This is a genomic window from Bacillus sp. LBA3-1-1.1, assembly GCF_040676495.1.
Classification (GTDB): Bacteria; Bacillota; Bacilli; order Bacillales; family Bacillaceae_G; genus Bacillus_A; species Bacillus_A nitratireducens.
On sequence record NZ_JBEGIB010000004.1, the window covers coordinates 1 to 24183 of the forward strand.

Genomic DNA, 24183 nt, shown 5'->3' on the forward strand with positions numbered 1-24183 from the left:
CCAGTCGGTCCGGTATCGCCAGTCGGTCCGGTATCGCCAGTCGGTCCGGTATCGCCGGTCGGCCCGATAGCACCAGTCGGTCCAGGTGTCAAAGAAAATTGTGGAAATGTAGGGTCAAATGTGCCGGAAGATAAAGAGTCAACTGGATTTAAGTCGTTTGAATCATTATGATTGGACATAAATTCACCTCCGTAAATCTCTCGTTATATAATAGGTGAAAATTAATGAGAAAATGACATAGATATTTGCATGCTTGAAAAGAAACTTTAATTATATTGAACAATATAAAAAAATGGAAAGTTTTGTGTGCATATAACATATGATTGAGATGGAACAGAGTAAGTATATGGAACATTATAAAGATGTACTATCTCCATCATAAGGGAGAGATGCATAATGAAAGGGATTATTTTAGCGGGCGGAACTGGATCAAGACTATATCCAATAACGAAAGTAACGAATAAACATCTACTTCCCGTTGGGCGGTATCCGATGATTTATCATGCAGTATATAAACTGAAACAATGTGAGATTACAGATATTATGATTATTACAGGTAAAGAGCATATGGGAGATGTTGTTAGCTTTTTAGGAAGTGGTCACGAATTTGGTGTGTCCTTTACGTATCGTGTGCAAGATAAGGCGGGCGGAATTGCACAAGCGTTAGGGCTTTGTGAGGATTTTATTGGGGACGATCGCATGGTAGTTGTATTAGGAGATAATATTTTTTCAGATGATATTCGTCCGTATGTTGAAGAGTTTACAAAGCAAAAAGAAGGTGCAAAAGTACTGCTTCAATCTGTAGAAGATCCTGAACGATTTGGTGTAGCACATATTCAAAATAAAAAAATAATTGAAATTGAAGAAAAGCCGACGGAACCGAAAAGTTCCTATGCTGTTACGGGAATTTATTTATATGATTCGAAAGTTTTTACTTATATAAAAGAATTAAAACCTTCCGCAAGGGGAGAACTTGAAATTACAGATATAAATAATTGGTATTTAAAACGAGGGGTACTTACTTATAACGAAATGAGCGGCTGGTGGACGGATGCGGGAACTCATGCTTCTCTTCAAAGGGCAAATACGTTAGCCCGAGATATAAACTTTGGGAAACAGTTTAACGGAGAATAGGTGAGAATATGAAAGTTGTAGAAACAAACTTTACCGATGCAAAATTGTTAGAACCGAGGCTATTTGGAGATGAGCGTGGCTTTTTTACAGAGAGTTATAATAAGAAGGTGCTAGAAACATTAGGGATTACGTATTCATTTGTACAAGATAACGTATCTTATTCAGCACAGGCAGGAACGATTCGAGGATTGCACTTTCAAAAAAATCCGAAAGCACAAACGAAACTCATTCAAGTTATGCAAGGGGCAATTTATGATGTTATCGTAGACTTACGAAAAGAATCACCAACATTTAAACAGTGGAAAGGGTATATTTTAAGTGCGGATAACCACCGGCAATTATTGGTGCCAAAAGGATTTGCGCACGGGTTTTGTACGCTTGTTCCACATACTATTGTTATGTATAAAGTAGATGAGTATTATAGTGCACAGCATGACTCGGGATTACTTTGGGAGGATAAAGAATTAGCAATTCCATGGCCGGTAACAAATCCTATCTTATCTGATAAGGATCGAATATTACCATCACTTCAGGAATATGAAGATAGTTTTTAAGTAGGAGAGTTGTTTATGAATATATTAATAACAGGTGGAGCTGGATTTATTGGAAGTAATTTTGTTCATTACATGCTGCAAAGCTATGAAACATATAAAATCATTAATTTCGATGCATTAACATATAGCGGGAATTTGAATAATGTAAAGTCTATTCAAGAGCATCCTAATTACTCTTTTGTAAACGGGAAAATTCAAAATGGAGAGCTGCTGGAGCATGTTATTAAAGAGCGTGATGTGCAAGTAATGGTTAATTTTGCAGCTGAATCACATGTGGACCGTAGTATTGAAAATCCGATTCCCTTTTACGATACGAATGTAATCGGGACAGTCACTTTATTAGAATTAGTGAAAAAGTATCCGCATATTAAGTTCGTGCAAGTATCAACAGATGAAGTATACGGTTCTTTAGGGAAAACAGGAAAGTTTACTGAGGAAACCCCGTTAGCTCCAAATAGTCCATATTCTTCAAGTAAGGCGAGCGCCGACATGATAGCTTTAACTTATTATAAAACATATCAATTACCAGTTATAGTAACGCGTTGTTCCAATAATTATGGACCGTACCAATATCCTGAAAAGTTAATTCCATTAATGGTTACGAATGCACTGGAAGGAAAAAAACTACCGTTATATGGTGATGGCTTAAATATAAGAGACTGGTTACATGTAACAGATCATTGTCGTGCGATTGATATTGTTTTGCATAAGGGGCGTGTAGGAGAAGTATATAACATAGGTGGAAATAACGAAAAAACGAATGTAGAAGTTGTGGAACAAATTATTACTCTCTTAGGAAAAACAAAAAAAGACATTGAATATGTTACGGACCGTTTAGGGCACGATCGCCGTTATGCGATTGATGCAGAGAAAATGAAGAACGAATTTGATTGGGAACCGAAGTATACGTTCGAACAAGGATTACAAGAGACGGTGCATTGGTATGAAAAGAATAAGGAATGGTGGAAACCACTAAAAGAACAGTAACAGTAAGGGGCATGTAAATGAAAGAGCGGGTTATCATAACAGGAGCAAATGGTCAATTAGGAAAACAACTACAAGAAGAGTTAAATCCTGAAGAATATGACATATATCCATTTGATAAAAAGTTACTAGATGTAACAAATATATCCCGAATCCAGCAAGTGGTACAAGAAATAAGGCCACATATAATCATTCATTGTGCAGCGTATACGAAGGTTGATCATGCTGAGAAAGAACAAGATCTTGCTTATTTAATCAATGCAATAGGAGCTCGAAATGTAGCGGTTTCTTCACAATTAGTAGGGGCTAAGTTAGTTTATATTAGTACCGATTATGTATTTCAAGGGGACAGACCGGATGGATATGATGAATTTCATAATCCAACGCCGATAAATATATACGGAGCTTCTAAGTATGCGGGGGAGCAGTTCGTCAAAGAGTTACATAATAAATATTTTATCGTTCGTACATCGTGGCTATATGGTAAATATGGAAATAATTTTGTGAAAACGATGATGCGATTAGGAAAAGAAAGAGAAGAAATATCTGTTGTAGCGGATCAAATCGGCTCTCCTACGTATGTGGCAGATTTAAATATGGTTATTAATAAGCTCATTCATACTTCTTTATACGGTACGTATCACGTATCAAATAGAGGTTCATGTTCTTGGTTTGAATTTGCTCAAAAAATATTTTCATATGCAAATATGAAAGTGAATGTATTACCTGTTTCAACCGAAGAATTTGGATCGGCGGCAGCGAGACCGAAATATTCTATTTTTCAACATAACATGCTACGACTAAATGGTTTTTTAGAAATGCCTTCTTGGGAAGAAGGATTAGAGCGGTTTTTTATAGAAACAAAAAGTCATTAACGAATTTACGTTAATGACTTTTTTGTTTGCCTTTAAGAGGTTTTATGATACTATAATTATAGTATCAGGTACTAATAACAAGTATAAGCATTTCTGGGAGGATATATCATGGAACTATTACAAGGGAAAACATTTGTTGTTATGGGCGTTGCGAACCAAAGAAGTATTGCATGGGGAATTGCTCGCTCTTTGCATAATGCAGGTGCAAAATTAATATTCACATTTGCAGGAGAACGTTTAGAAAGAAACGTTCGTGAATTAGCGGATACATTAGAAGGACAAGAATCACTTGTATTACCTTGTGATGTAACGAATGATGAAGAACTTACAGCTTGCTTTGAAACGATTAAGCAAGAAGTAGGTACTATTCACGGTGTAGCACATTGTATTGCTTTTGCAAATCGTGACGACTTAAAAGGTGAATTTGTAGATACTTCTCGCGATGGATTTTTACTTGCACAAAATATTAGTGCATTCTCTTTAACAGCTGTAGCAAGAGAAGCGAAGAAAGTGATGACAGAAGGCGGAAATATTTTAACTTTAACATACCTTGGCGGCGAGCGTGTTGTGAAAAACTATAACGTTATGGGTGTTGCGAAAGCTTCATTAGAAGCTAGCGTGAAATATTTAGCGAATGATTTAGGCCAACATGGCATCCGCGTTAACGCTATTTCTGCAGGACCAATTCGTACGTTATCTGCGAAAGGTGTAGGCGACTTTAACTCAATCTTAAGAGAAATAGAGGAGCGCGCACCACTTCGTCGCACAACGACTCCAGAAGAAGTTGGGGATACAGCAGTATTCTTATTCAGTGATTTAGCACGCGGAGTAACAGGTGAGAATATTCATGTGGATTCAGGATATCATATTCTAGGGTAAATATAATATTTATTATAGTTTGTTAAAGGGCAGTCTCTAAATATTGAGGCTGTCCTTTTTAATTGTTCTCGGAAAGAGCGATTTTTAACGAAAGTTCTTGCATCGTTATGAATATAACTATAATAGTACACGATTTATCCAGCTATGTATGGAAGTGGGAGGGACGAGTGTGAAGAATAAAAGCTCAACAGTTGGAAAACCGTTGTTATATATTGCGCAAGTAAATTTAGAACTTGCTGCACCGAAAATAAAAAGAATTATCTTAACAAACTTTGAAAATGAGGATCAAAAAGGGAAAAGTAATAGAAAAGAAAATATTGTAAGTAGTGCTGTGGAAGAGGTACTAGAACAAAAACAACAAGAAGAGCAGCAAGTAGAAGAAAAAATAGAACAAGAGGAACAAGAGGAACAAGAGGAACAAGAGGAACAAGAAGAGCAAGAAGAGCAAGTGAGAACAGTCCCGTATAATAAATCATTTAAGGATATGAACAATGAAGAAAAAATTCATTTCTTATTAAACCGCCCTCATTACATTCCGAAAGTAAGATGTAGAATAAAAACAGCGACAGTCTCATATGTTGGATCTATTATTTCATATCGAAATGGTGTTGTATCAATTATGCCGCCAAATAGTATGAGAGATATTCGAGTATCTATAGAAGAGATAAAATCAATTGATATGGCTGTTTTTTAAATTATGTAAAGGTGGTAGATAGATTCTACCACCCCAATAGTTTTTTAGTTTACTTATTAGATAGTAACGTCTCGTAAGCACTGAATAGCACAGAAACAGCTTAAATCAACAGTAATGCAAGTATTTGTACCGCGTAAAGTTGCATGTGGTGAATTTAAAAACGTACAAATTTGTTTAGTCCCATCTGTTACTGGATCTCCGCCGACAGTTACAGTTAATACACGTAATACAGCACAGCTATCATCATCTACGCTCTCGACGCGGAAAAATGGTGACGTACAGTCTGTAAGGCTTCCAGATGGCGCAAATGCCTCAAAAGGTGTTCCAGCTTTTGTGTATAAAATAAAAGGACGTGTATTTGCTACTGATGAACTGCTGTGTGCTCCTAAAAATGGAATTTCGCAACCAGATCCGCATGTTGTAGTAGAACAATCTTGTAATTCATTGATAAATTTTACAACATCAGCTACGCAATGAGAAGAGCTATGGTGTTTATTTTCGTTACAACTCATTAATGTCACTCCTTATCTTCTTGTTTGTATTTACATTAATAAGATATTGGAGTGGGGGAGATTTGGTCACAGTCTCAAGACTTTTTTTTTAAAATAGGCTAAAGAGGATAGGGAAGGTGGAATCATGTTATTTACAAGCTGGCTTTTATTTTTTATTTTCGCTCTAGCTGCTTTTAGGTTAACTCGTCTTATTGTTTATGACAAAATTACAGCCTTTTTGCGAAGACCGTTTATTGATGAGTTAGAGATTACAGAGCCAGATGGAAGTGTATCGACTTTTACAAAAGTGAAAGGTAAAGGTCTAAGAAAATGGATTGGAGAATTATTAAGTTGCTATTGGTGTACAGGTGTATGGGTTAGTGCTTTTTTATTAGTCTTATATAATTGGATACCTATCGTCGCGGAGCCGCTACTTGCATTATTAGCTATTGCAGGAGCAGCAGCGATTATTGAAACAATTACTGGATATTTTATGGGAGAATAATAAAGTGGAACTTTAACTATCGAGCTCTCTATTTCATACCGGCCTAACGTCCATGTTTTCTTTGCGTGTTGAGGTAGGAGATGCAAATAGCAGGATGAATTTTCATATTGAAAAGGCGGAGTTTAGGGGAGTGAGGGAACAAAAATAAGGAGTTGTTCATATAGTAAATAGACAGAATTGACAGTAGAGGAGATGTTTGCTGTGAGCAATAATCCAAGGCCAAATTCATATGATCTGCAGCAGTGGTATAACATACAGCAACAGCAACAGCAACAGCAACAGCAACAGCAACAGCAACAGCAACAGGTACATCAAGAGCAATTACAGCAACAAGGCTTTGTGAAGAAAAAGGGATGTAATTGCGGAAAGAAGAAAAATATAATAAAACAATATGAAGAATGAAACACTCATGTTAATGTGAGTGTTTTTCATTTAATAATTAAAAGTGGTATCTCAAATAAGAAATACCACTTTTAGTTAACCAATTTGTAAGACTGTTAATGCTGCAGCACGAACATCTATACTGCCCTGTAATTCAACAGGTACGATTTGAATGAGATTACCAGGGTTTAAGTTAATAAGAATAACACCGCTGGATATGTCTACTTCACCAGTGCCAATAATGTTAGAACGGACTGCTGTACCTGATCCGGGAATAATATTCTGGGGTGTATTTAATGATAAAAAGAAGCGAGCCAGGCTGGGGGTAATAGTAGGATCATTTAAAGATATTGATAAGGTATAGCTGATTTGATAAATGCCAATTTTTTGAATTTTAATTCCGCTTCCAGTGCTTACTGTATCATTTATTACTGTAACAGTGAGATCTGGGTTTGGACTTGTACTAGGTAATAGTAGTGGTGTGAATAATGAAGCGAATTGAGGGGCAGTAGCGTTGAATGCAAAGCCGAAAGCTGGCAATGTACTAACGGCTTTTGCGTTGCAATCAATTTTATTAAATTTATATTTATTAGAAGAGAGCATGTTTTTCACTCCTTTATTTCTTCTACTTTTAGTCAATGAAAGAGATAAGCCCTTTGCTCTAGACAAGTTCCTAATTTTATAAAAAATACGTTAGTACCTTTTAAGCATGGATTGGGTGACAGAAATTTCTGCCACCCAATCCATGCTTAAATCATTATTCAGTTTTAAATCGTAACATCACGTAAGCATTGAATAGCACAGAAGCAGCTTAAATCAACAGTAATACAAGAATTCGTTCCCCGTAAAGTTGCAGTTGGAACATTTAAAAACGTGCAAATTGGATCATCGCCAGGTGTGACAGGATCTCCACCAATTGTTACGGTTAGGACGCGTAGTACAGCGCATCCGTCATCATCTATGCTCTCCACGCGGAAAATCGGGGACGTACAGTGCTTAAGACTTCCTGATGGTGCGAATGCTTCGAAAGGTGTTCCAGCTTTTGTGTATAAAATAAAAGGTCGCGTATTCGCTACCGATGCGCTATTATGTGCTCCTAAAAATGGAACTTCGCATCCCGATCCACATGTTGTGGTTGCACATTCTTGAAGCTCATGTATAAAACGAACGACATTCGATACACAGTTAAAATCAAAATCATGATGATGATCTTCGTTACAATTGCAGCTCATTATGTTCACTCCTTATCGTGAGTTCTGACATACACTATTACAATATGAACGGGATATGATTGATATTACGTTAATTCTCAGGATAGAAACAGGGAATTTAAATAGAGGGGATGTACACAACGTGATATGCAAAAAGACACCCTTATTTAATGGATGTCTTTTCAGGTAAATCTTTTCGCGCAGTATATAAAAAACGAGATATATCTAGTTTCTTTCCTCTGAAAAATTGCGGGGAGGAAATGTAAAGTTCTTCTTTAGCACGCGTAATGGCGACATAGAGTAATCGTCGTTCTTCTTCTAATGCTTCAGAAGTCTCCGTCACACGGTCATTGGCATCTTTTAAAGAAGAAGTATGTGGCAGTATGCCATCGCTTGCTCCGAGTAAAAAGACGCATGGAAACTCAAGGCCTTTTGCGTTATGAATCGACATAAGCGATACGGCATCTTTTTGCGGCATTGTTTTTAATGCTTCCATTTCTTTTTGACCTTGAATTGCTTCATTAATAAATTGTAAATAAGCTGGAATATCCGTAAAGCGAGTTGCTGATTCCATTAATTCTTCTAGCATTTCTTCTTGTATGTCCTTATGCATCGTAAAGGAAGAACGATCGTTACTTTGTAAGTACTCTAAATATTTTCCTTTACCATGAATAATTTCTTTCAATGCTTTTTTCGGTTCAAGTTCTTTTATAAATTTAATAAAATCGATGCGTTCATTTACTTTTTTAACTTGAAAAGGTTTCAAGCTTGGATTTAGTAATAGGAAATGAAGAAGGGAAGGGAACCGGCCCTCACCATATTTCCATTGTTCACGTTCAATAAATGAAATGCACTCATCACGGCCAATATACATTGTTGGTAATATATTTGAAAGTGATTCGAGGCGGAACGGTTCAAGCACGAGTCGTAAGTGATCTAATACGGGCCTAATTAAAGAATGTTCGTAGAAAGATTGGCTCGCTCCATGTTTAATAAATGGAATCTTATGAATTGTAAGCTGATCAAGTAAAGAACGGCTTACAGAATGTGTACGATATAATAAACAAAAATCTTTATAATTTCGTTCACCACTATCTACTTTTTCCTGAATGAGTTGCAAAATTTGATTTGCTTCATCAAGAGTTGTCGCAGGTCGTGCATAAAACGGCTGCATGCCATCGTTACGAACAGAATATAGCTCTTTATCAAAACGTTCTTGATTGAGCTTAATAACTTCATTTCCAAGTCCGACGATAAATGGATTAGATCGATAATTCGTATTAAGCGCGATAATCGTTGTATTATCAAATTCCTTTGGAAAAGATAAAATAATTTGGTGACTTGCCCCTCGCCAGCCGTAAATCGCTTGATCGTCATCACCTGCGATAAATAAATTATTTCTTGGCGTGGCTAACAATTTTACAATTTCATATTGTGCATACGACGTATCTTGAAACTCATCTACTTCAATGTAATGAAAACGCTCTTGTAATTGAGTAAGCAGGGGAGCGTTATTTTCTAACAGATAATACATTTCTAATAAGATGTCGTCAAAATCGATATAATTGTATCGTTGTTTTACCTCTTCGAAACGTTCGTATACTTCTTTGAACTCTTGTTCAACCGGTGTTTTCGCTTTTACATCTTTCGGACGATTCAATTTGTTTTTCTCAAGTGAAATCATAGCGAGTATCGTTTCGGCATCATAAGCGTCTTTTAAGCGCAATTCTTTCAAAATTTTCTTTATCATAATTTGTTTATGTTTTTCATTTGCTAAAATTTGCTGATTATATCCTTGACTACGAAGCAATTTTAAAAAGACAGAGTGGAATGTACCAGCAACGACATAGCTACTTGCGGCATGATTCATACCAGGTAAATTCGCTACACGGCTTCGAATTTCTTCAGCTGCTTTTTGTGTAAACGTAAGCAGTAAAATATTTCGCGGATGAACATGTTTTACATTAACTAAATAACCAACGCGAGTTGTTAAAACAGATGTTTTACCACTTCCAGCACCAGCTAGTGTAAGGACAGGTCCTTCTGTCGTTCGCACTGCTTCTAACTGTTTTTCATTTAAATAAACACCTTGCTGTTCTAAAGCGCGGAAATACGCCGCATCTGCATCTTCTTCCATAATTAAATGGGTAGATGTTTTCGGAATATGATACGTCGCTTGCGGAATGCCAGCGTGTGTTAACGATTTTTGTGAAAATTTTTCTTGTGTCATATATTCACCTTCAAAACTATAGCATCAACATTTAACTTTAGCGGAAGAAAAAGAAAATAGCAATGTAAAAAACAGGAGGGGTTACCTCCTGCTACAAATTTACAATTCTTTTATCATTACGACGTGCGGGATATCGGCTTCCATAAATACATCAGAACTTGTAACATAACCAAGTTTTTTATAGAAATCTTCAGCGTGCGTTTGAGCATGAAGTTTCAATTTTGGTAGCGATTCTTCCTTCGCATATGCTTCAAGTGCATCCATAATGATTTTGCCAATGCCTTTTTTGCGATGGGAAGCTAGTACGCAAATGCGTTCCATCTTTCCAACTCCATCAACGATGCGGAAGCGACCAGCACCAACTGGAACATCATTATCATATATAACAACGTGTGTTGAAATTTCTTCAAACTCATCATACTCTTCTTCTGCAGAAACACGTTGCTCATTCACAAATACTTGCTTACGTACAGAGAATGCATCTCTTAGTTGTTCGTCCGTTTGTACGATTTGTGCGTGCAAATTAGTTGTTCTCCTTTCCAAGGTGGAATGTTTCATGTACAGTCCACGTTCCATTTTCTAATTGGTATAGAAGGTGGAAACGATCGATTGGTTGTTCATAATAGAAATCTTTCATACGTAATCGACCTAATACATCAGCATGCTCTGCATCTGATAAGTCTTGACCGATTGTTAAATGAGGTACGAAAGAGTATTCACGCTCTTGTGTAAAGAAACCATTATGCATTTCTTCATTTAAGAAAGTTAGTTCAGGTGTTTTTTCTACTTTAAAATAAAGGACATTATTAACAGGTGCGAATGAACCGACTTTTCCAACATGAAGGGTGAAAGGGTTCGTTTTACTTGCGATTGTATGTAACTCGTTTACAATCGATTCTAGTTGATCATCTTGCGTCTCAAAGGGTGTTTTCAATGTAATATGTGGCGGAACTAATGCGTAGTGTGGATCATAACGTTTACGCAATCCGTTCGCTTTATCTTGAATCATTTTTGATGGAAAAATTACAATGCCTAATTTCATGTTCCAATTCCTCCCTTTGTAAGTCTAGTTAGATTTTGAGAAAAATAAATCTCTTTATCTATTATATCAAATTATTCTGAATACTGCTCTCTATTATTTCATTGATAGAATATGAGAGAAAGCTTTCGGTAAATCAGCTTGCCAATACTTCCAAGTGTGATTCCCTTCAAACTCTTCATAATGCGTGATGAAATTTCTATCTGTAAGAAGTTTATTTAACTCGCGATTTGGTTCTACGAAATCAGATACTTGTCCGTCTGTGCGCTTTACAGCTGTTTCTTCTGTCCCAATGACGTGATAAAGTTCTAACGCCTGTGGATCTTTGAAGTCTTTTGCTAAGTTCATAACTGTTTCATCAACAAATGGTGATTGCATAACGACTTTACCGAATGTATGCGGATACATAAGTGCAGTCATGAAAGAAACTGTACCGCCAAGAGAATCTCCAATTAAAACGCGTCCTTTACCCATTTGATACGTTGGATAATTTTCATCAATATATGGAGCAAGCTCGTGAGCAAGGAAACGAATGTAAGCAGCATTCTTTACATCATTTGGGAAATATTTTTCCTTACGATCGTGTACATTTTTATATGGAATACCGACAATAATTGTGCAGTCAATTTCTTCAGTTTCGCGAAGGCGCTCAATTACACGGTGCGCTTTACCAAGCTGAAAATAATCTCTACCATCTTGTGCAATAACAACCGTATGCTTATGGAGAGGTGTGTAATTTACTGGTAAATAAACAAGAAGTGTAAGTTCCTCTTGAAGTGATGTACTAAAAAATGAAATTTCTTCAATTCTCCCTATTGTTTGATTCATGTATATCCCCCTAAATAAAAATTTACTATGATTGTAACAGCGACGCTTGTAGTGAAAAGGAAAGAAATATTCACTAATAGGTGCCTCAATTTCTATTTTACCATAATGGTACGAAGAATCTAAAAAATTAGTATTTAAGTTATGAAAGAAAACGGATATAATGAAGTGGGATTTTTACAGGTGAGAGGGGAGACAGGGTTTGAAACAAGAAAAATCAATCGCACTACCATTAGCAATTTCTATTATAGCAATTTCATTCGCAGCAGTTTTTGTAAAGATGTCCTCAGCACCATCTTCTATTTTAAGTATGTACCGATTATGGATTATCGTAATTATTATGCTGCCAATCGTTTGGAAAAAGCGGGAAGAGTTCCATAAGATTCAAATAAAAGATTGGGGATTTTTAATTGGATCTGGATTCTTTTTAGCGCTTCATTTTCTTTTATGGTTTGAATCTTTAAAGCATACAACAGTTGCTAGTTCGACGATTATTTTAGCACTTCAACCGATCGTATCTTTAATTGGAGGTTTTTTCTTATTTAAAGAAAGAACAACCTATTCAGCCATTGCGACGATGGGTATCGCTATATTAGGTGTAATGTGTATTGGTTGGGGAGATTTAGGTTTAAGTAAACAAGCAATTTATGGAGATATATTATCCTTTTTAAGTGTAATAGCAGTTGTCGGTTATTTATTTATCGGACAAACGACAGTAAAGAAAGTATCACACTGGATTTATAGCTTTACAGTTTTTGCATTCGCAGGTATTTTTATGGGGATTTATAATATCGTGCTGCAAGTACCTTTTACAGGTTATACGAAGTGGGACTGGACTATTTTTCTTTTACTTGCGATTGTGCCGACAGTGTCACATGTCATTAATAACTGGCTATTAAACTACGTAAATGCAACAACAATTTCAATGAGTATTTTAGGAGAACCAGTTGGGGCATCTATACTAGCGTTCTTCTTACTTGGAGAAAAATTAAATGCAATGCAAATTATCGGCAGCATACTCGTATTGTTTGGTGTATCTGTTTTCTTACTACAGCAACAAAAACGAACAGCAAAAAATGTGGTGAACGAACCGGCTTATACACAGGAATTATAACGAGTCTATTCTAATATACGAAAAGAGAAGTTATTGGTAACTTCTCTTTTTTTGTTCCATGCAGAAAATAAAACAGATCAATAGGGGGAATTCCCGCCATATAGCATGAAAAAGATAATATATAGTGGAGTTACATCATACGCTTCTCATACAAATATAGAAGGGGAAGGAGAGACCAAATGAAAGATATTTTAATGAAATACATGACAAAGCATACAACATTAAGTGAAGAGCAGCAGCGTATAATCGTGGAAGAATTACAAATTGCAGAATATAAAAAAGGAACAGTACTCCTAAGACAAGGAGATGTTCCGTCTAAATGTTACTTTGTATTAAAAGGATGCGTGAGGCAACATTGTATAGATGAAACAGGGAAAGAGGTTACATCAAATTTTTATACAGAAGAACAAGCAATCGCGAATTTCAACCATCATAAACAAGATAAATCATCCCCACATACATTAACGTGTCTAGAAGACTGCCTAGTTGTAGTTGGCGACCTATGTTGTGAAAAGGACATGTATAAGAAATATTCACAGTTAGAAGAAATGACGCGTCAAATGATTGAATACAATTTTGGTGAGGTACAAGAAGAACTTACATTATTTATTGCATCGACACCAGAAGAGCGCTACAAATCATTATTACAAAAACGACCTCATTTAATCAATCGTGTTCCTCAATATCAATTGGCAAGTTATCTAGGTATTACGCCAGAATCATTAAGTAGAATTAAGAAACGACTCAAACAGTAGAGTTTCTTCCACCTCTAATCAATAGCCATATACTAAATCCTAGTTCACCTGCGATCATCGGTAATTGAAAGACAACGTTAAGAATGGAAATCATCGCATCATATTGTGAAAACATTGTATTCATGACGTGAATTACGATATAACCGATAGCAGCGATGAATAGTAATACACTAATAAATTTCGGTATTTGTTTAGATAGAAAAGTTACATATCCTAAAACGAAAAGATGTAAGCCGAAAATGATTAACCCTACAGACCAAATGTATTCAAAAGCTTCTAGAAATAACATTGTATATGCTTCTGAATTAGCAACTGTACTTTTTGAAAGAAGTAATACAAATGTTAAATTGAATATAGAAATCCCAAGTATAGTTGTATACATAAGACGAAGACAGGTAGCTAGTAATGAGAGGCTAGCATGGATAGGTTTTAGAAAGAAATAAAGAGCCCACGAGGTGATAATATCCGTAATAAAAATGATAATCCATCCGAAAATTTCTGCTTTGAAAAGTGAACTTGAAGTTTGAATATTATGGAGTGTCGTGCTCGCATCTCCTTGTACAACGAGATTTCCGTAAACAAAACCGTAAGAAAAAAATGCAGCGAATGCTATAATAAGAAGAGAAGCACCAGCAAATAAGGCAAACTTTCGTTCATTCATATGTCGTCCTCCTATTTCAATATTACTTTCATTTTAATAAGAGAAGGAGGATGATTCATTGACTTAAATCAAGAGAGGAGAGAGCGTAATGGAATTTCCATCAAAAAAAGATGCATGGTTATATCCAATCTTTTTCATTGTTTTAGGCGCCTGTTTTGCTCCAATATTTGCAGGGAGAGACTACTTTCTTTTATTTTTTACAATTCCATTAGCGATACTGTTTAGTTGGAGTTGGTTTTCAACAAAATATATTGTAGGGGAAGAAGAGATTACTATTAGATCAGGTCTCGTTAAAAAGCGCATATTTATACGAGATATAAAACAAATTTCAAATACGAAAAACCCAATAGCAGCTCATGCATTATCATTTGATCGAATTGAAATTGTTTATGATTTATATAAAACAGAAATTATTTCTCCAAAAGATAAGGAACAATTTATCCAACTCGTAAAAAGTAAAAATAAGCATATTGAAATAAAGTAAAAGAGTGGCTATGAAGCCACTCTTTTACTTTGGATTTGTCATATAAGGTTGTACATGAATGACGCATAGGTCACGAAATTTTCCCTCAGCAGTTGTAACAATTACGACTGCTCTTCCTGCACTTTTTCCAGTAATCGTTACCGTATCACCTTTTGGATACATTGTGATGACATCAGCATTCATATTTGTCCAAATAAGTTCTTTATTCGTTGCTTGCACTGGCAAAACGGAAGCTGATAACTCAGTGCTTTGTCCAGTTCTTACTTTTAACTTATTTTTTTCCATATGAACACCGATGACTGAAATAACAGAAGGAGCAATAGAAATTTTGGGTGGATTAGGTTGTATGTTTAAACAAGAAGTAGAAGTATTTGTGATAGGTGAAAATTTTCTTATATGTTGTCGCTGGAAAGCTGCTAACATGTTGGAGTCCCCTTTCTGTATAAGTGCTGATACTAATACTATAAAGGAGTAGTGTTATGTTAAATTTAACGAAACATAAAGAATTTGTTAAATTTGAAAAGAAGATTGTCGAACTTTAATAAAAGGAAAGCTCTGCTGTTATGATAACAGCAGAGCTTTCTTCTTATAGATTATGACTATGTTGTTTTTCAAAATTCTCAAATTGCTCTTCAACTTCTTTTGAAGGTTTAGTTAGTAAACTAACAATGATGATCACTATTAAACTAATAGCGAAACCAGGAATCATTTCATATAAGAAATCTTTTAAGAATTTGAATTGAGTCCAAATAATTACTGTAGCGGCACCTGAAATCATACCAGCAAGCGCACCCCATTTTGTCATGCGTTTCCAATATAGGCTTAATAAAATAGCAGGTCCGAATGAAGAACCAAATCCAGCCCAAGCGTATCCAACAAGAGCTAAAATCGTATCATTTTGTTTAAACGCTAATGCACACCCAACTAAGGCGATAACAAGTACAGCCATACGACCGACAAATACAAGCTCTTTATCAGAAGCAGAGCGTTTAAAGAATGTACGATATAAATCTTCTGTTATAGCACTAGAGGTAACAAGAAGCTGAGATGAGATTGTACTCATAATCGCTGCTAAAATAGCTGCTAATAAAAATCCAGTAATAAGTGGGTGGAATAAAATTTTTCCTAGTTCAAGGAAAATTGTTTCTGGGTTAGATAATGTCAACTCTTGTTGTGAATAGTAAGCAATACCAATAAGACCAGTAAACATAGCTCCGACAACAGAGAAAATCATCCAGCTCATACCAATTCTTCGTGCGCTTTTAATTTCTTTTACAGACGAAATTGCCATAAAGCGTACGATAATATGAGGTTGTCCAACATAACCAAGGCCCCATGCGAATAAAGAAATCATTCCTAAAGTAGAGGCACCTTTAAAAATATCTAAACGTGTTGGATCTACCGATCGAATTGTATCAAATGCAGGCCCAAGTCCGTGTGAATTCATAATTGTTACAATAGGAACAAGAATAAGAGCAACAACCATAATGATTCCCTGCACGAAGTCTGTCCAACTTACTGCTAAGAAACCACCAAATAATGTGTAAGCTACAACAACGCCTGCTACAATGAATAATCCAACATGATAGTTCATACCAAATGAATTTTCAAATAATACAGCGCCTGAAACTAATCCTGAAGCTACATAAAAAGTAAAGAAAATCATAATAACAAGTCCGGATACTAAGCGTAGCATGTGAGATTTGTCGTGGAAACGGTGTTCCAAAAATTCTGGAATAGTAATAGAGTTGTTTGCAATTTCAGAGTAGGTACGTAAGCGAGGAGCGACATATAGCCAGTTTGCGTATGCGCCTAATGTTAGGCCGAATGCAATCCAACTACTACTTAATCCAACGCTAAACATTGCACCGGGTAAGCCCATTAAAAGCCAACCGCTCATATCTGATGCTCCAGCACTTAATGCTGTTACTGCGGGGCCTAGTGTACGCCCGCCAAGCATATAATCTGTTAAGTTGGACGTTCGTTTGTAGGCGAAATAGCCGATTACTAACATCCCGAGCATGTAAATAGAGATAGAAGTTAAAGTTAACATCTGCGTACTCATGTAGTTCCCCTTCCTTTTGTCATGTCTTTTGATGCGTTATGCATATTTATAATCTATCATGATTATTCAGAAAAATCCATTCAGAAATATGAATTTTCTGAAATGTAAGCGTTTTTTGACAATGTTTCGCTTTTGTAATATATGATTTTCTGACAAAAAACCGTAATTTTAATAGAGTATTTATTATATTTACATAAAAACAGGTTGTTTTGTCAATATAATATTGAATGAAGGAAAAATATTTTTTTCGGAAAAAGTATTGACTTATTAGAAATGAGAGGAATATAATGAGTGCAACTTAAAAAAATGCAAGCGTTGATGAAGAAGAGTACACATGATGAACATGTCAGAGAGCTGATGGTTGGTGCGAATCAGTATGGAATTGATGTGGAATGGGCTTCAGAGCTTCCAAACCGAAACGAAAGAAGTAGGCTTTGGCGACATGATCTCATCGATATAAGAGACACGTATTATTTTTTGATACGGCAAAGTGCGTTACATTCGTAACGAATTAAGGTGGCACCACGGGAGTACCCGTCCTTTCTATAGGATGAGTACTCCCTTTTTGTGTATAAAAAATTAAATAAATTAAATCGTTTAAGTAAGAAGAGTACGTATATTGGAGACGTTACAGAGAGCCGGGGGCAGGTGGGAGCCCGGTGCGGTGCCATATACGGAATGGGCTTACGAGAGGTATGCTGAACAATTGTTTTCAGTAGGCAACCCGGGTTCCGCCGTTACAAGGATAAGGTATATATTTTGTACCTGAATAAAGCGGGATGCTTTTGCGTCCAACATGAGGTGGTACCACGGTAAATTTATCGTCCTCTACATATTTCGATATGTAGGGGACTTTTTTTATTTTTCAGAGTGAGGTGAAAGGCATGATGACAAAAGAGGAATTTATGAAGCAAAAAGAACAAGGAAAAACATTTTTAGTAATCGCTGAAGAAGAAGGAGATAGCATTACGCCAATTTCTTTATATAGACGTATGAAGGGTAAGAAAAAGTTTTTACTAGAAAGTTCACAGCTTCATCAAGATAAAGGGCGCTATTCTTACTTAGGGTGTAATCCTTATGGAGAAGTGAAAAGCGTCGGTATAGAAGTAGAACGAACGATGTATGGGCAAACAGAAAAATTGCAAGGTAACGTATTGCAAGTATTAGAAGAGGTAATCGCACCAGAACAAGTAGAGAGTCCATTTCCGTTTTGCGGAGGAGCGATTGGATATATCGGCTATGACGTAATTCGGCAGTATGAAAATATAGGAGTAGACTTACATGATCCATTAAATATTCCAGAAGTACACGTACTACTGTATCGCGAGTTTATCGTTTACGATCATTTACGCCAAAAGTTGTCGTTTGTATATGTATGCGGGCAAGAAGATTCAGCTTCTTATGAAGAAGTATACGAAAGATTGCAAAGATACAAAGAGGATGTGTTAAACGGTGAAGAAGAGAAGGTGAGTGAAGTAATATCATCGTTATCATTTACTTCTTCAATAACGAAAAAAGAATTTTGTGAAATGGTAGAAACAGCGAAAGAATACATTCGGGCCGGAGATATTTTTCAAGTTGTATTATCCCAGCGTTTGCAAAGTGAATGTATTGGAGATCCATTTGCATTATACCGGAAACTTCGAATTGCAAATCCATCACCATATATGTTCTATATCGATTTTCAAGATTACGTCGTTCTCGGTTCTTCGCCAGAAAGTTTACTATCAGTAAGAGACGATAAGGTGATGACAAACCCAATTGCGGGTACGAGGCCGAGAGGGAAAACGAAGCAGGAAGATGAGGAAATCGAAAAAGAACTGTTAGGAAATGAGAAAGAGCGAGCAGAGCATATGATGCTTGTGGACCTAGGCCGAAATGACATTGGTAGAGTAAGTGAAATTGGCTCTGTGACGATAGATAAATATATGAAAGTAGAGAAATACTCTCACGTTATGCACATTGTATCTGAAGTTCACGGAACATTGCGAAAACTAACGAGCGGATTTGAGGCATTAGCGTATTGTTTACCAGCTGGCACAGTGTCAGGAGCTCCGAAAATAAGGGCGATGGAAATTATCAATACATTAGAGCATGAAAAAAGAAATGTATATGCCGGAGCAGTTGGATATATTTCATTCTCAGGAAACCTTGATATGGCGCTAGCAATTCGAACGATGGTTGTGAAAGATGAGAAAGCGTACGTTCAGGCAGGAGCGGGTATCGTCTACGATTCAGATCCGGTTGCTGAATATGAGGAAACATTAAATAAAGCGAGAGCGCTTTTGGAGGTTATGAAATGATTGTACTGATTGATAACTATGATTCCTTCACATATAACTTGTATCAACTATTAGGTGAGTACGAAGAAAACATCATCGTCGTAAGAAATGATCAAATAACAATTGAACAATTAGAGGAGATGAAACCGAAAGGAATTGTGCTTTCACCGGGACCTGGGAAACCAGAAGATGCTGGAATTTGTATCGATGTTATTCGTCACTTTTATAAGAACGTTCCCATCTTAGGAATTTGCCTTGGCCATCAAGCAATCATATCCGCATTTGGAGGAGAAATTGTTAGAGCAGAGCGCATTAAACACGGAAAAACATCACGTGTGAAACATAACGGAACGTCAATCTTTTCATACGTAACGCAGCCGCTAACGGCAATGCGTTACCATTCACTTGTTGCAGCGCAAAATAGTTTACCACAATGCTTTGACATACTCGCGACGGCGATGGATGACGGAGAAATCATGGCAGTTCGTCACAACTATTATCCGCTCTTCGGATTACAGTTTCACCCAGAATCAATTGCAACAGAAGAAGGCGGGAAATTAATACGTGCCTTTTTAGCACAAGTGAAAGAGGAGGAGAGAGTATGAACAGTTATCTTCGAAAATTAGTAGAGGGACAACATTTAACAGAAGAAGAAATGTATGAAGCAGGGCTCCTTTTATTAAGTGACAACATATTGGAAAGTGAAGTTGCAGCTTTCTTAGTATTGCTGAAAGCGAAAGGCGAAACAGCAGAAGAGATATACGGTCTCGTTCGTGCTCTTCGCGAAAAGGCATTACCGTTTTCAAATCATGTAAAAGGCGCGATGGACAATTGCGGAACGGGTGGTGACGGTGCGCAAACATTCAATATTAGTACAACATCGGCATTTGTACTTGCCGGAGCTGGCGTAAAGGTTGCGAAACATGGAAACCGCGCTGTTTCTAGTAAAACAGGAAGTGCTGATTTATTAGAAGAACTCGGTGTAAACATAAGCTGTACGCCAGGTGAAATTGACTACTTATTAGAAAATGTAGGGATTGCCTTCTTATTCGCGCCAGCGATGCATCCAGCATTAAGACGCATTATGAAAATAAGAAAAGAATTAAACGTTCCGACGATCTTTAACTTAATTGGACCGTTAACGAATCCAGTTCATTTAGAAACGCAATTTGTCGGTATTTATAAACGAGATATGTTATTACCGGTAGCGGAAGTATTGCAGAAACTTGGCAGAAAACAAGCACTTGTCGTAAACGGAAGTGGATTTTTAGATGAAGCATCATTACAAGGAGAAAACTGCGTCGCTATTTTAAAAGATAACGAAATAATTGAAATGAGTATTGAGCCTGAAAAATACGGTTTTTCTAGAGTGAAAAATGAAGAAATTAGAGGCGGAAATTCAAAAGAAAATGCAAAGATTACGCTCGGAGTATTGAGCGGAGAAAAAAGTGTATACCGCGAAACAGTTTTACTAAATGCAGGGCTTGCTCTTTTCGCAAACGGAAAAGCGGAAACGATTGAAGAAGGAATTAAACTAGCGGCACATAGCATTGATTCTGGAAAAGCATTAGAAAAATTAAACTTATTAATTACAGCAAGCCATGAAAAATTAGAAAGGGTGAATTAAAATGGGGACGATTTTAGACAAAATTGTAGAGCAAAAGAAAGTAGAAGTTACGGAGTTATATGAAACATATTCACCAGTGAAAGAAAAAAGGAAAACACACTCACTTGTAAAAGCTTTAGAGCAGTTTACTGTAATTGCAGAGGTAAAGCGAGCGTCTCCATCAAAAGGCGATATTAATTTACACGTTGATGTGCCAAAACAAGTGAAAACATATGAAGAATGCGGCGCAGGAGCAGTTTCGGTTTTAACAGAAGGTCAATTTTTTAAAGGGTCGTTTCACGACTTACAAACGGCAAGAGCAGAAAGTAACATTCCGCTTTTATGTAAAGATTTTATAATCGATAAAATCCAAATTGATAGAGCGTATGAAGCAGGAGCCGATCTTATTTTATTAATCGTTGCAGTATTGTCAAAAGAGAAATTAAACGAGCTTTATAACTACGTACTAGAAAAAGGATTAGAAGCGATTGTTGAAGTTCATGATGAACAGGAATTAGAAATTGCAATCCGATTAAATCCGCACGTTATCGGAATTAATAACCGTAATTTAAAAACATTTGAAGTAGATTTAAGCCAAACTGAAAAGCTCGGAAAACGACTGGATGAGGAGAAAGTACTTTGGATTAGTGAAAGCGGCATTCATTCAAAAGAAGATATCATTCGCGTCAAACGAGCTGGTGCAAAAGGTGTATTAGTTGGTGAAGCGCTTATGACATCATCTTCTATAAGTAACTTTTTCGAAGACTGTAAGATGAACATATGAAAGTGAAAATTTGCGGTATTACTGATGTTGAAACAGCGAAAAGTGCGTGCGAATACGGAGCAGATGCAATTGGATTTGTTTTTGCAGAAAGTAAGCGGAAAATCACCCCAGGGCTAGCGAAAGAAATCATTCAGGAGCTTCCAACAAACGTGTTAAAGGTCGGTGTTTTCGTAAATGAATCAGTAGAAGTGATCCAGAAAATTGCAGATGAGTGTGGGTTGACACATGTGCAACTACATGGGGATGAAGACAATCATCAAATTAGAAGATTGAAAATTCCGTCTATAAAAGCTGTAGGAGTAGCTTTAGAGCAAGATATGGAACATGCGAAAAAATACGAAACAGATTATATGTTATTTGATAGCCCGAAAGAAAAGTTCTACGGAGGAAATGGAAAGACATTCTCATGGGAGTTACTTGCACATATGCCAAAAGAGTCGCGAGAGAAAACGATATTAGCTGGCGGATTAAACATCATTAATATAGAAGAAGCCATTCAAACCGTTCAGCCATATATGGTCGATGTAAGTAGCGGAGTAGAGACAGAAGGAAAGAAAGATCTAAAGAAAATAAAACAATTTATTAAAAAAGCGAAGGGGTGTTCCAAATGAACTACGCATATCCAGATGAAAAAGGTCACTACGGTATATACGGGGGGCGATACGTTCCAGAAACGTTAATGCAGTCCGTATTAGAATTAGAAGAAGCATATAAAGAAGCGATGCAAGATGAAGAGTTTCAAAAGGAATTAAACCATTATTTACAAACGTACGTTGGAAGAGAAACACCGCTATATTTTGCTGAAAATATGACGAAGTATTGCGGCGGTGCAAAAATTTATTTGAAACGTGAAGATTTGAATCATACAGGCGCACATAAAATTAACAATACAATCGGTCAGGCACTTCTTGCCGTACGAATGGGTAAGAAAAAAGTTGTCGCTGAAACAGGAGCAGGACAACACGGAGTTGCAACAGCTACTGTATGTGCCCTTCTCGGATTAGAATGCGTCATCTTTATGGGAGCAGAAGATGTGAGACGTCAAAAATTAAACGTGTTCCGAATGGAATTACTCGGAGCAAAGGTAGAAAGCGTAGCGGCAGGTAGCGGCACATTAAAAGATGCGGTGAACGAGGCGCTTCGTTACTGGGTTTCACACGTGCACGATACGCACTACATTATGGGATCAGTTCTAGGACCGCATCCATTCCCGCAAATTGTTCGTGATTTCCAAAGTGTAATTGGGAAAGAAACGAAAGAACAATACGAAGCATTAGAAGGGAAATTACCAGAAGCAGTCGTTGCTTGTATCGGCGGTGGTAGTAATGCAATGGGAATGTTTTATCCGTTCGTACACGATGAAGAAGTTGCCCTTTACGGCGTAGAAGCAGCTGGGAAAGGTGTTCATACAGAAAAGCACGCAGCAACTTTAACGAAAGGAAGCGTCGGTGTTTTACACGGATCGATGATGTACCTTCTGCAAAATGAAGAAGGACAAATTCAAGAAGCGCATTCTATTTCGGCGGGACTAGATTATCCAGGGGTTGGACCAGAACATAGCTTGCTAAAAGATATTGGTCGCGTTTCTTATCATTCCATTACAGATGAAGAAGCGTTAGAAGCATTTCAGTTATTAACGAAAAAAGAAGGGATTATCCCGGCATTAGAAAGTTCACATGCTGTTGCATACGCTTTAAAGCTAGCGCCGCAAATGAAGAAAGACGAAGGACTTGTTATTTGTTTATCCGGCCGTGGTGATAAAGATGTAGAGAGTATAAAACGTTATATGGAAGAGGTGTAAAAAATGGGAGTAGCGAAAATTAAAGCAGCGTTTGAAAATGGTGAAAAGGCATTTATTCCGTACGTAATGGGCGGAGATGGTGGGCTTGAAAAGTTAAAAGAAAGAATTCGTTTTCTTGATGAAGCAGGAGCAAGCATCATTGAAATTGGTATCCCATTCTCAGATCCAGTCGCAGACGGGCCAACTATTCAAAGAGCAGGGAAACGAGCATTAGATAGCGGTGTAACAGTAAAAGGCATTTTTCAGGCATTAATAGAGGTGAGGCAAGAAGTTCAAATTCCATTTGTACTCATGACATATTTAAATCCAGTACTCGCATTTGGAAAAGAACGATTTATTGAGAGTTGCCTTGAATCGGGTGTGGATGGCATAATCGTTCCAGACTTACCGTATGAAGAACAAGAAATTATTGTACCACTTCTTCGTGAGGCGAATATAGCTTTAATTCCACTTGTTACTGTTACGAGCCCAATTGAGCGAATTGAAAAAATTACGAGTGAATCAGAGGGATTTGTCTACGCCGTTACAGTAGCGGGTGTAACGGGAGTACGTCAAAACTTTAAAGATGAGATTCATAGTTATTTAGAAAAAGTAAAATCACATACGCATTTACCGGTAGTGGCAGGGTTCGGTATTTCAACGAAGGAACATGTAGAAGAAATGATTACAATATGTGATGGCGTTGTCGTTGGAAGTAAAGTTATTGAGCTGTTAGAAAATGAAAAGCTAGAGGAAATATGTGAGTTAATACAGGCAGCAAAACAAAAAGAAGAGGCATAAGTCTCTTCTTTTTGTTTTGCGTAATAAATGTTAAAATATACAGAAAATA

The 24183-nt window shown here is 36.8% G+C and carries 28 protein-coding genes and 2 other annotated features; of the genes, 18 read left to right on the forward strand and 10 right to left on the reverse strand.

What is annotated here, in order from left to right; all coding sequences use genetic code 11:
- Positions 1-396: 396 nt before the first annotated feature.
- The 6 genes from MRBLBA3_RS04600 (at position 397) to MRBLBA3_RS04625 (ending at position 5120) form a co-directional block, all read left to right on the forward strand.
- Positions 397-1134, forward strand: a complete 738-nt coding sequence (locus tag MRBLBA3_RS04600) for a sugar phosphate nucleotidyltransferase (protein WP_363379913.1) — start codon at positions 397-399, stop codon at positions 1132-1134.
- Between the two features lie 8 nt (positions 1135-1142).
- On the forward strand, positions 1143-1688 hold the full coding sequence (gene rfbC, locus MRBLBA3_RS04605) for a dTDP-4-dehydrorhamnose 3,5-epimerase (protein WP_000869428.1): 546 nt from the start codon (positions 1143-1145) through the stop codon (positions 1686-1688).
- A gap of 15 nt (positions 1689-1703) precedes the next feature.
- On the forward strand, positions 1704-2675 hold the full coding sequence (gene rfbB, locus MRBLBA3_RS04610; protein ID WP_363379916.1) for a dTDP-glucose 4,6-dehydratase: 972 nt from the start codon (positions 1704-1706) through the stop codon (positions 2673-2675).
- Between the two features lie 17 nt (positions 2676-2692).
- Entirely contained in the window at positions 2693-3547 is an 855-nt protein-coding gene (rfbD, locus tag MRBLBA3_RS04615) for a dTDP-4-dehydrorhamnose reductase (RefSeq protein ID WP_363379918.1), read from the forward strand.
- 108 nt (positions 3548-3655) lie between these two features.
- On the forward strand, positions 3656-4426 hold the full coding sequence (gene fabI, locus MRBLBA3_RS04620) for an enoyl-ACP reductase FabI (protein ID WP_002158869.1): 771 nt from the start codon (positions 3656-3658) through the stop codon (positions 4424-4426).
- Between the two features lie 148 nt (positions 4427-4574).
- Positions 4575-5120 carry a spore coat CotO family protein gene (locus MRBLBA3_RS04625; protein ID WP_363380161.1) on the forward strand — a complete coding sequence of 182 codons (546 nt, stop codon included), beginning with the start codon at positions 4575-4577 and terminating at the stop codon, positions 5118-5120.
- Positions 5121-5176: 56 nt separating this feature from the next.
- On the opposite strand, the gene MRBLBA3_RS04630 is transcribed toward MRBLBA3_RS04625, so the two are convergent.
- A complete protein-coding gene (locus MRBLBA3_RS04630) occupies positions 5177-5632 on the reverse strand; it encodes a CotY/CotZ family spore coat protein (RefSeq protein ID WP_328022798.1) in 456 nt (151 codons plus the stop codon).
- A 124-nt stretch (positions 5633-5756) separates the two neighbouring features.
- Here MRBLBA3_RS04630 and MRBLBA3_RS04635 point away from each other — a divergent pair, with 124 nt between their 5' ends.
- The gene (locus MRBLBA3_RS04635) at positions 5757-6116 is read left to right on the forward strand and encodes a DUF1360 domain-containing protein (RefSeq protein ID WP_000899662.1); all 360 of its coding nucleotides are present in this window, start codon (positions 5757-5759) and stop codon (positions 6114-6116) included.
- A 192-nt stretch (positions 6117-6308) separates the two neighbouring features.
- The gene (locus MRBLBA3_RS04640) at positions 6309-6518 is read left to right on the forward strand and encodes a cytochrome C oxidase subunit III (RefSeq protein WP_363379921.1); all 210 of its coding nucleotides are present in this window, start codon (positions 6309-6311) and stop codon (positions 6516-6518) included.
- Between the two features lie 75 nt (positions 6519-6593).
- Here the strand turns inward: MRBLBA3_RS04640 and exsF are convergent, their stop codons facing one another.
- The 6 genes from exsF to MRBLBA3_RS04670 form a co-directional block, all read right to left on the reverse strand.
- Positions 6594-7100, reverse strand: a complete 507-nt coding sequence (gene exsF / locus MRBLBA3_RS04645; RefSeq protein WP_363379923.1) for an exosporium protein ExsF — start codon at positions 7098-7100, stop codon at positions 6594-6596.
- Positions 7101-7264: 164 nt separating this feature from the next.
- Positions 7265-7729: a CotY/CotZ family spore coat protein gene (locus MRBLBA3_RS04650; RefSeq protein ID WP_212089642.1), complete on the reverse strand. Its 465-nt coding sequence runs from the start codon at positions 7727-7729 to the stop codon at positions 7265-7267.
- 142 nt (positions 7730-7871) lie between these two features.
- Positions 7872-9938: an ATP-dependent helicase gene (locus MRBLBA3_RS04655; RefSeq protein WP_363379925.1), complete on the reverse strand. Its 2067-nt coding sequence runs from the start codon at positions 9936-9938 to the stop codon at positions 7872-7874.
- 99 nt (positions 9939-10037) lie between these two features.
- Positions 10038-10460, reverse strand: coding sequence for a GNAT family N-acetyltransferase (locus tag MRBLBA3_RS04660; RefSeq protein ID WP_000543289.1), 423 nt, complete (start codon positions 10458-10460; stop codon positions 10038-10040).
- 1 nt (position 10461) lies between these two features.
- The gene (locus MRBLBA3_RS04665; RefSeq protein ID WP_000765866.1) at positions 10462-10980 is read right to left on the reverse strand and encodes a YjcG family protein; all 519 of its coding nucleotides are present in this window, start codon (positions 10978-10980) and stop codon (positions 10462-10464) included.
- Between the two features lie 93 nt (positions 10981-11073).
- Positions 11074-11805, reverse strand: a complete 732-nt coding sequence (locus MRBLBA3_RS04670; RefSeq protein WP_363379928.1) for an alpha/beta hydrolase — start codon at positions 11803-11805, stop codon at positions 11074-11076.
- 199 nt (positions 11806-12004) lie between these two features.
- Between MRBLBA3_RS04670 and MRBLBA3_RS04675 the strand changes: the two genes are divergently transcribed.
- Both MRBLBA3_RS04675 and MRBLBA3_RS04680 read left to right on the forward strand, forming a co-directional pair.
- Positions 12005-12916: a DMT family transporter gene (locus MRBLBA3_RS04675; RefSeq protein WP_363379930.1), complete on the forward strand. Its 912-nt coding sequence runs from the start codon at positions 12005-12007 to the stop codon at positions 12914-12916.
- 179 nt (positions 12917-13095) lie between these two features.
- Entirely contained in the window at positions 13096-13671 is a 576-nt protein-coding gene (locus tag MRBLBA3_RS04680) for a Crp/Fnr family transcriptional regulator (RefSeq protein WP_363379932.1), read from the forward strand.
- Here the strand turns inward: MRBLBA3_RS04680 and MRBLBA3_RS04685 are convergent.
- The gene (locus MRBLBA3_RS04685; RefSeq protein WP_363379934.1) at positions 13661-14332 is read right to left on the reverse strand and encodes a DUF4386 domain-containing protein; all 672 of its coding nucleotides are present in this window, start codon (positions 14330-14332) and stop codon (positions 13661-13663) included. The genes MRBLBA3_RS04680 and MRBLBA3_RS04685 overlap by 11 nt on opposite strands.
- A gap of 88 nt (positions 14333-14420) precedes the next feature.
- Here MRBLBA3_RS04685 and MRBLBA3_RS04690 point away from each other — a divergent pair, with 88 nt between their 5' ends.
- Entirely contained in the window at positions 14421-14816 is a 396-nt protein-coding gene (locus tag MRBLBA3_RS04690; protein WP_000395631.1) for a PH domain-containing protein, read from the forward strand.
- Between the two features lie 24 nt (positions 14817-14840).
- On the opposite strand, the gene MRBLBA3_RS04695 is transcribed toward MRBLBA3_RS04690, so the two are convergent.
- Together MRBLBA3_RS04695 and putP are read right to left on the reverse strand one after the other, a co-directional pair.
- Positions 14841-15239: an Ig-like domain-containing protein gene (locus MRBLBA3_RS04695; RefSeq protein ID WP_000878741.1), complete on the reverse strand. Its 399-nt coding sequence runs from the start codon at positions 15237-15239 to the stop codon at positions 14841-14843.
- A gap of 163 nt (positions 15240-15402) precedes the next feature.
- A complete protein-coding gene (gene putP, locus MRBLBA3_RS04700; protein ID WP_363379937.1) occupies positions 15403-16881 on the reverse strand; it encodes a sodium/proline symporter PutP in 1479 nt (492 codons plus the stop codon).
- A gap of 306 nt (positions 16882-17187) precedes the next feature.
- Positions 17188-17426: a binding site (T-box leader), on the forward strand.
- Positions 17427-17468: 42 nt separating this feature from the next.
- Positions 17469-17713: a binding site (T-box leader), on the forward strand.
- A 52-nt stretch (positions 17714-17765) separates the two neighbouring features.
- Between putP and trpE the strand changes: the two genes are divergently transcribed.
- The 7 genes from trpE to trpA are packed head-to-tail and all read left to right on the forward strand — an operon-like array spanning position 17766 to position 24134.
- Entirely contained in the window at positions 17766-19184 is a 1419-nt protein-coding gene (gene trpE / locus MRBLBA3_RS04705; RefSeq protein WP_363379939.1) for an anthranilate synthase component I, read from the forward strand.
- Positions 19181-19768 (forward strand): anthranilate synthase component II, encoded by a 588-nt coding sequence (locus tag MRBLBA3_RS04710; RefSeq protein ID WP_363379941.1) that lies wholly within the window; start codon positions 19181-19183, stop codon positions 19766-19768. Before trpE ends, MRBLBA3_RS04710 begins: the two co-directional genes overlap by 4 nt.
- A complete protein-coding gene (trpD, locus tag MRBLBA3_RS04715) occupies positions 19765-20790 on the forward strand; it encodes an anthranilate phosphoribosyltransferase (protein ID WP_363379943.1) in 1026 nt (341 codons plus the stop codon). Before MRBLBA3_RS04710 ends, trpD begins: the two co-directional genes overlap by 4 nt.
- 1 nt (position 20791) lies before the next feature.
- On the forward strand, positions 20792-21553 hold the full coding sequence (gene trpC, locus MRBLBA3_RS04720) for an indole-3-glycerol phosphate synthase TrpC (protein ID WP_363379945.1): 762 nt from the start codon (positions 20792-20794) through the stop codon (positions 21551-21553).
- Positions 21550-22164, forward strand: a complete 615-nt coding sequence (locus MRBLBA3_RS04725; protein WP_363379947.1) for a phosphoribosylanthranilate isomerase — start codon at positions 21550-21552, stop codon at positions 22162-22164. The genes trpC and MRBLBA3_RS04725 overlap by 4 nt, the downstream gene beginning before the upstream one ends.
- Positions 22161-23354, forward strand: a complete 1194-nt coding sequence (gene trpB / locus MRBLBA3_RS04730; RefSeq protein ID WP_363379949.1) for a tryptophan synthase subunit beta — start codon at positions 22161-22163, stop codon at positions 23352-23354. Before MRBLBA3_RS04725 ends, trpB begins: the two co-directional genes overlap by 4 nt.
- A gap of 3 nt (positions 23355-23357) precedes the next feature.
- Positions 23358-24134 (forward strand): tryptophan synthase subunit alpha, encoded by a 777-nt coding sequence (gene trpA, locus MRBLBA3_RS04735; protein ID WP_363379950.1) that lies wholly within the window; start codon positions 23358-23360, stop codon positions 24132-24134.
- Positions 24135-24183 lie beyond the last annotated feature (49 nt).